The following is a 13,320-nucleotide window of genomic DNA, read 5'->3' as shown; positions in this document are numbered from 1 at the left end:
GCGTCCGCTCTTGATCCTTCCGCAATTTCATTAGTCATCCTATTTAATTAGCCTACTGACAGGCCCGCTTGATATTTTGACTCCCTTACGGCAGCGGCGGCAGCTCGGTCGTCGCGTAACGCCGAGCCGCCGCTGCCTCGACACCGAGACCGCGTAACACCAGTTCGGCGGTATCGGAACCGGCGTCGCGCCATGTACGGTGGCCGTCGAGCACCACAACGATCGAAGCGAGCACGGCGCCGGCAATGAGGGCGATCGCCGAATGCATTTGGTCGGCTCGGAAATCGTACCGATGCTGTTCCAGGCCACCGATCACGTCGCGCATCACCGGCCCCGTCCACATGCCTTGCAGCAAGTCGTGGGAGAAGGCGAATCGGCTCAGGAAACGTCCCCATTGAGGTTCTTCGTGCGCGCGCCGGATGAAGTAACGAATACCGTTTGCCAGCCGCTGCGCAGGGTCGGTGATGTCCAAGAAGCTCGCCAGGATGCGCCCGTGCATTTCTTCCGCCATCTGCGCGGCGACGGTTTCGAACAGCGTCTCGGGAGACGGGACATTGTTATAGACGGTCCCGCGTGCGATACCGGCCGCCTGGGCTAGCTCGCTGATGCTCACCTGGGTCTCGCCTTTCTGGGCGAACAGTTCGAACGCGGCCCGATGGATACGCGAAACGATCTGAAGATTTGGCTCCATGGATGAATCCTTCGTTTGATACCCGCCATTGAACACCAATGTTCAATCTTGGTCAACAGCGCGCACTAGTGATTTACACTTATAAACAAATTTGAACACACGTGTTCATAATTGACGCCATATGTTCTACCGAGAGATTGCCGGAGGACGCGACGTCCGCCACTTCGCCCGTTGCCATGATCAAACTGCTTACCGCCCAACCGGCCCGACATCCGAATCCGACGGCCAAGGCCACCTCTCTCGCCTATGTGATTTTCGAGCGGCCCGAGCTCGAGCAAGCCGAGCGTTTCCTTGTCGATTTCGGCTTCGCCGTCGCTCGGCGCACCGACGAGGTGCTGTACCTGCGCGGCACCTCCAGCGCACCTTACTGCTACCGCGTGCATCGTGCCGACAAGCCGCGCTTCGTCGGCATTGGCTTCACCGTGGGCAGCCGCGAGGATCTGGAGAAACTCGCGCGACTGCCGGGCGCCGGCAGCATTGAGCGCGTCACCCATCCCGGAGGCGGCGAGCGTCTCGTGTTGCAGGATCCGGACGGCTACGCGGTGGAAATCATCTGCGGTCAGGCTCCTGTTGCCGAGTTGCCGCGCCGCGAACCGCTTCCGGTCAATTTCGCGGACGAGTTGCATCGAGTCGACATCACGCAGCGACCGCCCGCAAAGCCGCCCGAAGTGATCCGTCTCGGTCATTGCGTGCTGGAGGTCGCGAACTTCCAGGCGGCTAGTGCGTGGTACACGCAGCATCTCGGTCTGATTCCGAGCGACGTGCAGGTGTTGCCCGATGGCTCTCCCTCGGTGACGTTCTTCCGCCTCGATCTCGGCGACACGCCCACCGACCATCACACGTTGGCATTGGCGCAGAGCTTCATGCCGCTCTACAGCCATAGCGCCTATGAAGTCGTCGACGCGGATGCGGTGGGCATGGGGCAACGCGTATTGCGCGAAAAGGGCTGGAAACACGCGTGGGGAATCGGCCGGCACATACTCGGCAGTCAAATCTTCGATTACTGGCAGGACCCCTGGGGCGACAAGCACGAGCACTACTGCGACGGCGACGTGTTCACCGCGAATCATCATCCCATGGGCGTTCACGCAGTCAGCCGTGAGGCGATGTCGCAGTGGGGTCAGCCGATGCCCAAGAGTTTTACCAAGCCCAAGCTGACGCTATCGGCGATTGCGGCACTGATTCGCAATCTGCGGCGCAGTCCGGATCTGACCTTCCGCAAGCTGGTGACGCTAGCCCGGATATTCGGATGATGAGCACGCGAGCCGACCGCTAGATCCGCAAGCACTACGTCTTCATTCCTCGAACGAGTTTTTTTCCATGTCCGTCAATATCGTCCGCTTCGAGCATCAAAATCACGTCCAGTGGGGCGTGATTCGCGGCTCGCAAATCACGCCGATTCCCGGCACTTACGCCACGACTGGCGAGTTCGTCCGCAATACCTCGCTGGCCGAGCTCGCGGCGCTCGACGCCGACACGCTGGCGCTGTCCGCCGTGAAGCTCTTGTCGCCGGTCACGCGAAACCAGCAGTTCGTCTGCCAGGGAGCCAACTACCGCCAGCACATGATCGAGTCCGGCATCGATCCCGACGTGAAGCGCTACAACATGATCTTCACGAAGGCGCCGAGCTGCATCGTCCCGGCCGATAGCGACGTGGTGAAACCGCGCGTGGTGCAGTTTTTGGACTATGAGATCGAGCTGGGTCTGGTCATGCGCAAGGCCATCCACGATGCAGTCAAGCTCACGAACGCGAACCTTCACGAGTATGTCGCCGGCGTGGTGATCGTCAACGACTATTCGGCGCGCGACATCCAGATTCCAGAGACGCAGTTCTACAAAGGCAAGTCCTTCCGGACCTTCGGTCCGGTCGGGCCCTGGCTGACGCTGATAGACGTCGACGATATCGAGGCGTTGAACAATCTTCAGCTCAAGCTGACCGTCAACGGCGAAGTCCGGCAAAACGACACGACGGCGAATCTCATCTATGGGCCGGCCGAGACGCTAACCGAGCTTTCAGGCGTACACGATCTCGAAGCGGGCGACTTGCTCGCCACCGGCACGCCTGCCGGATGTGCGTTGTCCGTCCCGTCTCCGGCCAAGCAAAGGATCGCCGCGTTGCTGCCGGAAAAGGAAAAGTGGGCCATGTTCCTGAAGGTTCAGGCCGCGCGGCCGCAGTATCTGAAGCCCGGTGACGTGGTGGAAGCCAGCATCCGTACCGCTGACGGCCGCATGGACCTGGGCGTGCAGCGCAATCGCATCGTCGCTCAGGAATGAAGGCCATGTCAGGAATCGCCACACTTTACGATGTCGAAGTTGCGGAGGCGCACGGCTTGACGGCCGATTTGCCGAAAAGCACCTACGAGATGATCCACCGGGGCGCGAACATGAATCCGGAAGCCCCGGCACTCAGCTTCTTTCTGAGCGTCGACGAGCATCAGACGCCGGAAACCTGGAGTTACCGCGAGTTGCTCGCGCGCATCACGCAGACGGCTAACTTCTTCGACGATATCGGCGTCAAAAAGGACAGCGTCATTGCCTTCGTATTGCCCAACTTGCCGGAAACGCATTTCGTGATCTGGGGCGGGCAAGCCGCGGGCATCGTGGCCGCCTTGAACCCGCTCCTTGAAGGCACGGCGCTCGCCGAGTTGTTGAACGCGACGAATGCGAGCGTGCTGGTGACGCTGGCGCCGTTTCCGGGCACCGATATCTGGGCCAAGCTGCAGCCGCATTTGCCGTCGATCAAGTCGCTCAGGCATCTGGCGCTGGTCAATCTCGCGGATCGGGTCCGGGCTTACGGGCACGACGCTGCGCGGATCATGCAGAAGAGCGAAATCGGGCCTTGGCAAGGTTCGCCGGAACGGCTTGGCGCGGTCCCGGCACAGATCCGGATTCACGATTTCAACAGCGCGATCGGCAACCAGCCTTCGGATCGCCTGAAGAGCGAACGCCGTTTCTCGGAGCAAGACGCCTCCTCGTATTTCTGCACCGGCGGCACCACCGGCCTGCCGAAGATCGCGATGCGCCGGCACGGCAACGAAGTCGCCAACGCATGGAGCACCGCACAGGTCCTGGGCGACGTGATGGGGCCGGGCAAGGTGGTGTTCTGCGGCTTGCCGTTGTTTCACGTCAACGGCGTGCTCGTTACCGGATTGCAGCCATTTTCCAATGGCGCGCACGTCATTCTCGGGACGCAGCAGGGTTTTCGCGGCGAGGGCGTGGTGACGCGTTTCTGGGAGATCGTCGAGCATCACCGCATCAACTTCTTCAGCGGCGTGCCGACGCTCTACGCATCGCTCCTGCAGGTGCCTGTCGGGTCGCGCGACATCAGCTCGCTCGAGTATGGCCTGTGCGGCGCAGCGCCGATGCCGGTGGAAGTATTCCGCAACTTCCAGCAGCAGACCGGGATCAAGATTCTGGAAGGCTATGGCTTGACTGAGGCGACGTGTGTCAGCAGCGTCAATCCGCCACTGGGCGATCGTCGCATCGGCTCGATCGGGCTGCGTGTCCCAGGCCAGATGATGAAGACAGTCGTGCTCGACGAGCAGGGCAAGTACGTGCGTGACTGCGCGATCGGTGAGGTCGGCGTGCTGATCGTGTCGGGTCCCAATGTTTTTTCGGGCTACCTCGTGCCGGAACAGAACAACGGACTGTGGATCGATCGCGAAGACGGCGCGCGCTGGCTCAACACCGGCGACCTCGCGCGGCAGGACGAGCAGGGCTACTTCTGGCTGACCGGTCGCAAAAAGGAACTGATCATCCGGGGCGGCCACAACATCGATCCTTTGACGATCGAGGAGCCGCTGCACCGTCATCCCGCAGTGCAAATCGCCGCCGCCGTCGGCCGCCCCGACACACACGCCGGAGAGCTTCCTGTTGCCTACGTGCAGTTGCGCGCCGGCGCGTCGGCCACCGAAGCCGAACTCTTCGCCTTCCTCAAGACTGAGATCGCAGAACGGGCTGCGCTGCCTCGCCAGGTGCACATCATCCAGGCGATGCCGCTGACGGCTGTCGGCAAGATCTTCAAGCCCGCGCTCAAACATCGCGAGACAAAGGATGCCCTTGAAGCTGCATTGCGTGATGCCCAGGTCGCTTTCCTAGAGCTCGTGGTTGTGGACGACAAGTCGAAGGGACTGGCGGTGAACGTACGGCTGGAGTCGCACGCCTCCGATGTCGCCGCTCGACAGGTGCTTGGCCGCTTTCCATTTTCTTTTTCCATCGACTGACCGTTCGGGAGGACCGTTCGTCGACGCGGCTCCCATCGGTGCAAAGGGCAAGGTGCTCTAAAACCATTAACCCAATAAATTCGTAGTACTACGTTATGGCCTGACACGCCGACCTCGCAGAAACCCAGCTTTATCCATCCAAAAGACGGCCTGGTCCACCAGGCGCCCCCAAAACCGGAGGAGACGGAATGAAATTGAGGTTAAGCAGCGCTGCGGTGCTGGCGATCTTCGCCAATGCCGCCCATGCCCAAACGTCGGTCACGCTCTATGGCGTACTCGATAGTGGACTGGAGTATCAGAGCACCTCGGCGGCGACATTTCTACCGCACGCGCCCAACCTGGGCCACGTCTATCAATTCAAGGACGGCGGCATCTATTCCAGCAACTGGGGCTTGAAGGGAAGCGAAGACATCGGCGGCGGCTACCGGGTCAACTTCAAACTGCAGGGCTCGTTCTACACCAACAACGGTAAATTCACCCTCTCCGACACACCAGGCACGAACGCGATCTTCAGCCAGTTCGCGACGGTCGGCGTATCCGGGCCCTTTGGCAGCTTCGACGCCGGCCGGCAGATCGTCCCGATGGTCTACGCGATGGGGCAAACCGACGTTCGCGGTGCACAGTATTTCGGCAGCATCCTGACTGCGTGGTTGGGCATGGGACAGGCGGCCGGCTGGCCGGGCACCAGTACGAACGGCCCGATCGGCGCCTTGTATGACAGCAATGCGCTCGTCTACAATTCGCCGAAATTCTATGGCGCCTCGCTTGCGCTCGAGTACGCGCCGGGCGGCGTCGCCGGCCAGTTTCAGGGCGGCACGCGCGAGTCCGCCGTGCTCAATTATTCGAATTACGGCCTGAATCTGGCCGCCGTGTACTACAACGGACACGACACCAATCCGTTCCCGCTGACCTATCCGGCGACTCCCGCTACCCCCGCGACAGGTGTCGACAACAATCGCTTTTACTATTTCGGTGCGATGTACACGATCGGCGGGTTTTCCGTTTCGACCTCGTACGGCATCGGCAAGAACCCGGCCAACCTCAACGCCGCGAACCTCGAAATGGCATCGGCGGGTCTCGGCTATCAGTTCAGTCCGCGTTTCAAGATCACGTCCGGCTACTACTACCTGAAGGATCGGAACAATTCGGCGAATCACTCGAGCGAGTTCGCAGTGGGCGCGGAATACAACCTGTCCCAACGCACCAAGGCGTATGTGCAAGTCGGGTATGTCGACAACAAGGGGACCATGAACCAGACCGTTGTTTACGGGTCCGCGGTTGCGCCGGGCGTGTCCACCACGGCGGCGATGATCGGCATCCGCCATAGCTTCTAGTTCCGCTATCCACATCAACCGGAGTGTCCGATGAAAAGCATTCAGGTAATCGTGCTGGGGGTCTCTACCTTGATCGTCGCAGCGTCCATGAACGCGGGGTCCCAGACGGGTCAGACGGCCAGCACCCCGGGCGCATCCGCGATGGCGGCGCCCGGCGCAACGTCGCCGGCTAACGGAAAGAAAGCGGATCGTGCCCTGCGTCGGAAGGTTTATGCCGCCATCGGGCAGCACAAGGAGATCAGCGCCGGGAATATCAGCGTCATCGCGAGAGACGGCGCGGTGACGCTGCATGGCACGGTCACGGACGCTTCCCAGATCGACGAAGTCGCGGAGATCGCGAAGGGCGTGCCAGGGGTGACTTCGGTAATCAACAAGTTGACCGTGCAAAAACCATTTGGCGGAACGTAGGCGGCGGTCGTCGGCATGCGAGCTATGCGGGAACGAGGGCAACCGCCTTTATTTGCGCTTGCCCCGCTTCCCCGCCACGCCAGCCAGCACGCGCTCGACACTTTGCACATAGTTGCGCGTGCCGAACTTGCGCCGCGCCGTCGCATAGCCATTCTCGACAAGCCGCGCACGCAACTGCACATTCGTTTGCAGTTCAGCCAGCGTCTTGGCGAGCGCCTGCGCGTCGCCCGGCTCGCACAGCATGCCATTCACGCCGTCGTCGACGATCTCGACCACGCCGCCCGCGCGCGACGCCACCACCGGCCGCTTCGCCAGCATGCCCTCGACGATCACCCGGCCGAACGGCTCCGGCGTAATCGACGTATGAGCGACGACATCGACGGCCTTCATGCACGCCGCAATATCGCGCTGGAAACCGAGGAAATGCACGCGGCCGGCAATCCCTTGTTCGTTCACATAGGCGTGCAGCTGTGCCTCGTATTCGTCCTCGCCGAACAGCGCGGCGCCGACGAGAACCGCATGCATGTCGGGATTCGCCGCGATCGCTTCGAGCAAGACGTGCTGCCCCTTCCAGCTCGCGAGCCGGCTGTAGGCGCCGATCAGAAACGCGTCCAACGGCAAATTGAAGCGCGCGCGAAGCTCGGCGTTCGAGACGCCTTCGAGCGCCGCAAAAGGCGCCTCGGAGATACCGTTGAACACGACATCGACGCGCTTCGCATCGGCATGCGTCAACGCAATGAACTCCCGCGCCGACGCATCCGAATTCGCGATCACATGATCGACGCCGAGCTTGCTCGCCCACTTGATGATGGCGCGCTGGGCGCCTCCGAAATGCTCGGCGCTGACGATGTCTCTCAAGTGCCACACTACCGGCTTGCGCGCAAACAGGCCGGCCATTGCGCCGACGACCATCGCGCGCTGGGTGTTCGCGTAGATGATGTCGGCGTTGCGCGCGCGCCGGCAGGTTTCGCGCACCAGCGAAACGAGTCCGGTCAACGAACGCATCTTAGGCAGCCCCTTGCCGTCTTTGCTTATGCCGTGCAACGCGGGCACATCTAGCACGTCGACGTTCACACCCGCCTCTTCCAGCGCGATCCGGAACGGCCCGTCGCAAAACAGCACGACGTTCATCGTTTCCTTGAGGTTCTTCGCGATTTCCAGCAGCGACAACTCCGCGCCGCCCAGCAAGCCCGTTTGATCGATCGCGAGCACCTTCACTTGCGAGGCCGCGTCAAGCGCCGCCGCGGGCGCGGCAACCGGCCACGAACGCGCCGACACCGCCGGCATCGCGCGCTCGACGTACTCGGTAAAGCGCTCACGGAAATGCGCAGCGGAAAAGCGCTGCGCATTCGCGCGGCAGTCTTGCGCGGAGAAACGCCCGGTGTTTTGCTCGAACGCATCGACAGCCGCCTCGATCGCGCCCGCGCTTTGCTCGTGGAAGAACATGCCGGTCGGCTGCGATCGCGACAGGTCGCGCACCGTCTCCAGCGCCCCGCCCTTGCCGAATGCGATCACCGGCGTGCCGCACGCCTGCGCCTCGACCACCGAAATACCGAAGTCCTCCTCCGCCGCGAACACGAACGCCTTCGCACGGCGCATGCAGTCGTGCAGCACCGCAAACGGCTGATAACCCATGATCTCGACATTGCCCGCCGCTTTCGCGCGGATCTTGCTCATTTCCGGGCCGTCGCCGATCACGACGAGACGCTTGCCCGGCATCCGCGCAAACGCCTCGACGATCAAATCGATCTTCTTGTACGGCACCATGCGCGACGCGGTCAGATAAAAGTCTTCCTTCTGCGTATTCAGCGAAAAGGCTTCGACATCGACCGGCGGAAAGATCACCTGCGCGTCGCGCTGATACACCTTCTTGATGCGGCGCGCGATGAACGCCGAGTTCGCGACGAAGTGATCGACCGAGTTCGACGTCCGAATGTCCCAATTGCGGATGTAGTGAAGAATCACACGCGCGAGCGCGGATTTCAGGCCGCTCGTCAGCTTCGACTGTTCGAGGTATTGGTGCTGCAAGTCCCACGCATAGCGAATCGGCGAATGCACGTAGCTGATGTGGACTTGGTCCGGCCCGGTCAGCACGCCCTTTGCGACCGCGTGGCTGCTCGAAATGACGAGATCGTAGGCGCTGACGTCGAGCTGCTCGATCGCGAGCGGCATCAGCGGCAAGTACGAGCGGTACTTGTTGCGCGCCATCGGCAGCTTTTGGATGAACGACGTCGTCGCGCGCTTGCCGCGCAGGAACGACCTGTCGTCGAGAAAATCGACAAGGCTGAACACGTCGGCGTCGGGAAAGCACGCGATGATCTGCTCGAGCACCTTCTCCGCGCCCGCGTAGGTGACGAGCCAGTCGTGCACGATCGCCACTCGCAACGCGCGCGTGGCGGGCATCGTCTGTGGACGGTCTTTCGTTTCGTTAAGTGCGACGCGGTTCGCGCCGCCATCGACGTCGACGGCCACGGCTCGCGCGGCGGCCTCGTCATAGTCTGCGTAGGCGTTATCGCTCATGCGCTATTCCTCAGATTCAACCGAAGCAGCAGATCGCGCGCGAGATTGCGCAGCGCCGGCGTCATCGAAATGGACCAGCCGACGTTCGCCGCGAGCAGCACGATCCCCACGACGGCAAGCGTGGCGAGATTCGACACGGCATTCGCGGCATACAGGCTTGCGAGCAAGAATGCGAGGTGCGCGAGCATGTCGAGCACGATCGGGCGCATGCGAATCGCGGACAGATACAGCAGCACGCCATAGTCGACGAGCGCGCGGCTGGCGACGACAACGGCCGCGCCGACCAGCCCGTAATGCGCGATGCCGAACCACAACGCCCCCACGAAGAACGGCAGTTCGACGAGGCCCACGCACGCGGCGCGCGCCGGATTGACTTGCGACTGGATCAGAATGCGCGTCACGCTCGCCTGCCCGACGAGCCAAACGCTGATGATTAGAATGCGGCCCACGGGCGACGAAGCCGTCGCGATATCGCTGCCCACCCACACTTGCAGGAACGGCCCAAGCACGATGATCGCGACGATCGCCACCGGCGTGAACACGCCATTCAGGAATTCGAGCGACTGCCGCACGAGCACGTCCGCATGCTCGCGCTCGACGGCCGACAAGCGCGGAAACAGCGTACGTATCAACGCATTCGGCAACATGTTCAGCCGCGTGACGAGATTCTGCGGCACCGTGTAGTACGTGACGAAGCGCGCGCCGAGCCCCGCGCCGAGCATCACGCGATCGAGCGTATCGGAGATCATGCTCGTCATGCTCGCAATGAGCATCCAGCCGCCGAAGCTGAAGAGCCCCTTCGTGACGCCGAGTTGCGGCATCTGAATGTGCCGGATATTGAGCACTTTCAGGCTCGCGTGCGCGAGCAGCACGGCCGCGAGAATGCGCGCGACGACCGCCGCCGCGAGCACGCTCTGCAGCGTCGGCGCAATCAGCCACGCGGCGCCGAGCGGGAGCAGCTGAAACAGGAACGTGCCGATCGTCTGATTCGTGTTGTAGACACCGAAGCGCTCGGCGCCGTTGATCGCGCCCGCGAACACCCACGACACGTTGGCAATCGGAATCGCGACCGCAAGCCACGGCAACGCGCGATATACCTCATGCTGAAGCTCGGCCGAGACCTTCGTGAAGTAGGCCGTATAGATGAACGCGCCGAAATAGATCAGCAAGCCGCCTACAATGCCCGTCGCCAGATTGAGCCAGAACGCGCTCCAGAACACGCGCGCGCTCAGGCTCTCGTCGTTCGACGCGCGCGCCTTCGAAATCTGATTCTGCGCGGCCATGCTCATGCCGAGATCGAGAAACCCGAAGTAGCCGATCAGGGTCCACACGAGCGCGATCACGCCGTAGCGCTCGACGCCGAGCAGCTTGATATAAGCCGGCACCGTCACGAGCGAAACGAACGTCGGCAGGATCAGCCCCAAAAAATTGATCGAGACGTTCTTGAGAATGCTCTTGTCCATCGAATGCCCTATCGATTGATGCGTGCGAATGCCGACGTCATGGCGGTCACTGCGCTCATTGCGGTTTCCAGCGGTACATCATCACCTTGCCGCGCGCGTCCTCTTCGACGAACACGAGGTATTCGCCGTTGTCGCGCTGGTATGCGCTGATGCCGTTGGGCACGTCGATCCAGCCCGACGCGCTGCCCACTTCCGGCCCCGGCTTGATCACGCCGATCGCGGCGCCCGTCGCCTTGTCGTACACGTGCACGTCGCCGGCCGGTTCGACCGCGAAGACGTATTTGCCTTCGACCGTCACGCTGATGAACGTCTGGATCGGCTTCGCATTCGTGTCCCACGGCAGCGTGATCGCGTAGCGCTGCACGGGCGCACCCGTCGACCATTTGTCGTAGCGCACCAGCAGCCGGCCGACTTCCTTCCACGTGCCTTGCGCGCCTGCCGGCGCATCGGACGTGTACCCGGTCACGTAGAGCGTGTCGGTTTGCGGTTCGTAGATCGCGCGCCGCAATTCGGAAAACGGCGCGGGCATCGGGTACGTCGTCATATCCGAGTACGAATAGATCGGATTGCCGACGCTATCAAGGCCGCCATAGCGGAAGCGGTGAATGCCGCGCTGATCGCTCGTGCGCCAGATATCGCCCTTCGTATCGACCCACCATCCCCAGCCGCCCGCGAGCTTGGCCTTGGTCGTGTTCAGCGTGAATTCGCTGCTGTCGAACTTGCCGTCGCCGTTCGTATCGCGCCAGATCCAGTCGCCGCCGGGCGGCCGATTCGGAATCTTGTCGACGGGTCGCGCGCGCCCTGCGATCAAGCCCGACGGAATCGCCGTTTCGCCGTCGCGCTGCGGATCGAAGCGGTAGATCTTCAAGTGATCCGCGTACATATCCGTCAGATACAGGAACGTGCGGCCGTCGAGCTTGCGCGCCATCGGCAGGCCTGGCCATTGGTCCGTGCTGAACACCGGATCTTGCGGATACTTGAAGCGGTTCGAGAGAAAGCCCGCGTACTTCCATTGCTGCCCCGCCGGCTTCGATAGATCGAGTTCGAAACGCTTGTTGCCGGTGAAGACGCTGTTGGGCCGGCCCGGGTCCATCCACGCGCCGTCGACGAACAAGAGCCCCTGCGCTTGCCAGCGCAAGCGGCCATCGGGCGCGTAGCTTTCGAGCGTGGCGCCGAGGCCCGCGCCGGTCGTGCCGAGTTTCGGCCCGATGCCATTGGTCGACACGTAGATATTGCCCGCGGCATCCACGCCGACGCCGGTCAGGCCATTGAAGCGCAGCGGCCCGGGACGCCCCGACTGGCTCGGCGCCCCGGCGAAGATCCCGCCGCGCTCGCCGAGCGTGTCGGTGAGCGCGTAGCGGCCGTCACGCTTGCTGAAAATGAGCACCTGCTGGCGCGGACCGTTATCCGCGACCAGTACGCGGCCTTTATCGTCGACGGTGATATCCACCGCAACGGCATCGGCGGGCAGCGGCAGCGTATCGTCGAGCTTCTGACCGCTTGCCGAATAGTGCTCGACGTGCGGCGCCGAATCGGTCAGCGTGCCGGCCAGCACCCAAACCGTGCCGTCGCCGGCGATCGCCAAGCGGCCCGGCTCGTGGACGGTCCATTTGCTCTTCGGCTGCATCGACGCCGCGTCGTAGCCATCGACCTCGTCGCGCGTCGTATTCGCCGCGTAAAGCATCGAATCGTTCGCCGCCAAGCCGCCGATTTCCGCACGCGTGCCGACGGGCACCTGGTTCATCATCAGGAAACTCGCCGCCAGCCGCGCGCGTGGCTCCATGTTCACCGAGCGCAGCGGCGCGACTTCCTTGACATCGCTGATCACGCGGCGCGAAATTCCAAACCATTGCTGTCCGGATTCGGGCCACACGCCCTGCGCGACGAGCCGGCCCTTCTCGTTGCCGACCGAAGTCGCGATATACGAATAACGCTTGTTGATCGCAATCGCGCTGCCGCCCGTATTGCCCCAGCCGTGCGTGCCGCCCGCGAAGCCGAGCATCTTGCCGTCCTTGAAGATGCTGACTTCGGCGCCGCTTTCGTCCCAGGGCGCGTTCGTATAGACGCGGCCGTCCGGCGCGACGGCAATCGCGGCAATATTGATGGGCGTCCACGTGCCGTCGCCATAACCAAAGCTGTTGCCGATCCAGGACGTCGACGCAGGCAAAACGGTTTCCGAAGGCACGGCGCCCGCATCGAGCGCGAAACTGACGCACAGCACGGCGGCAAGCGTTGAACTGGATATTGCGCGGAACAAGGCGTTCCTCCATTCGAGGCCCACTGGTCCAGCTGAGCCGGGATTGATCGGGGAATCCGTTCAAGGCGACTCAGAGTACAAGCAAAAATATCGGCAGGAATTGACAAATAATTCCGAAAATTTCGAATGAATTTTGTTTCGCGAATACCCGCGATTTTTGATCGCCTCACAAAGAATCGCGTCTGCCGAACCGATTTTTTGCGCGCAATATCGACCGAATCACGCCCGCACCAGACGGCATCCAGGTAGAAAATTCCGCCCGCCACGCCTAATTCCTATTCATTACTGGTCGGTTTTTTCGTCAATTTCTTTTCCCTAGAATCGATTGCGCCTGCAAAGCGTCACGTACGCCATTGGCAATACGCGAAATCCTTTCGCTAATCCATTGCCGCATGCTTATTCTCGACACTGCATAGATCGCTCA

The 13,320-nt window shown here is 62.1% G+C and carries 9 protein-coding genes; 5 read left to right on the top strand and 4 right to left on the bottom strand.

The window, feature by feature from the left end; genetic code table 11:
* Positions 1–85: 85 nt before the first annotated feature.
* On the bottom strand, positions 86–691 hold the full coding sequence (locus FAZ95_RS25310; protein WP_137335259.1) for a TetR/AcrR family transcriptional regulator: 606 nt from the start codon (positions 689–691) through the stop codon (positions 86–88).
* Positions 692–870: 179 nt separating this feature from the next.
* On the opposite strand from FAZ95_RS25310, the gene FAZ95_RS25305 reads away from it, so the two are divergent.
* From FAZ95_RS25305 to FAZ95_RS25285, 5 genes are all read left to right on the top strand, one after another.
* Positions 871–1,944 (top strand): VOC family protein, encoded by a 1,074-nt coding sequence (locus tag FAZ95_RS25305; RefSeq protein WP_137337585.1) that lies wholly within the window; start codon positions 871–873, stop codon positions 1,942–1,944.
* 67 nt (positions 1,945–2,011) lie between these two features.
* On the top strand, positions 2,012–2,965 hold the full coding sequence (locus FAZ95_RS25300; protein ID WP_137335258.1) for a fumarylacetoacetate hydrolase family protein: 954 nt from the start codon (positions 2,012–2,014) through the stop codon (positions 2,963–2,965).
* A gap of 5 nt (positions 2,966–2,970) precedes the next feature.
* The gene (locus FAZ95_RS25295) at positions 2,971–4,914 is read left to right on the top strand and encodes an acyl-CoA synthetase (protein ID WP_137335257.1); all 1,944 of its coding nucleotides are present in this window, start codon (positions 2,971–2,973) and stop codon (positions 4,912–4,914) included.
* Positions 4,915–5,102: 188 nt separating this feature from the next.
* A complete protein-coding gene (locus FAZ95_RS25290) occupies positions 5,103–6,248 on the top strand; it encodes a porin (protein WP_137335256.1) in 1,146 nt (381 codons plus the stop codon).
* 30 nt (positions 6,249–6,278) lie between these two features.
* Complete coding sequence (locus FAZ95_RS25285; RefSeq protein WP_137335255.1) at positions 6,279–6,656, top strand: BON domain-containing protein; 378 nt, start codon at positions 6,279–6,281, stop codon at positions 6,654–6,656.
* Between the two features lie 48 nt (positions 6,657–6,704).
* Here FAZ95_RS25285 and FAZ95_RS25280 read toward each other — a convergent pair whose 3' ends face one another.
* From FAZ95_RS25280 to FAZ95_RS25270, 3 genes are read right to left on the bottom strand one after another with little or no spacing between them, the layout of a single operon-like run.
* Positions 6,705–9,176 (bottom strand): glycosyltransferase family 4 protein, encoded by a 2,472-nt coding sequence (locus FAZ95_RS25280; protein WP_137335254.1) that lies wholly within the window; start codon positions 9,174–9,176, stop codon positions 6,705–6,707.
* Positions 9,173–10,639, bottom strand: coding sequence for a flippase (locus FAZ95_RS25275; protein ID WP_137335253.1), 1,467 nt, complete (start codon positions 10,637–10,639; stop codon positions 9,173–9,175). Before FAZ95_RS25275 ends, FAZ95_RS25280 begins: the two co-directional genes overlap by 4 nt.
* A gap of 55 nt (positions 10,640–10,694) precedes the next feature.
* Positions 10,695–12,860, bottom strand: coding sequence for an NHL repeat-containing protein (locus tag FAZ95_RS25270; protein ID WP_254700348.1), 2,166 nt, complete (start codon positions 12,858–12,860; stop codon positions 10,695–10,697).
* Positions 12,861–13,320: the final 460 nt, after the last annotated feature.

It is taken from the genome of Trinickia violacea (assembly GCF_005280735.1).
GTDB classification, from domain to species: domain Bacteria; phylum Pseudomonadota; class Gammaproteobacteria; order Burkholderiales; family Burkholderiaceae; genus Trinickia_A; species Trinickia_A violacea.
This window is presented reverse-complemented; position numbering and strand designations above follow the sequence as displayed.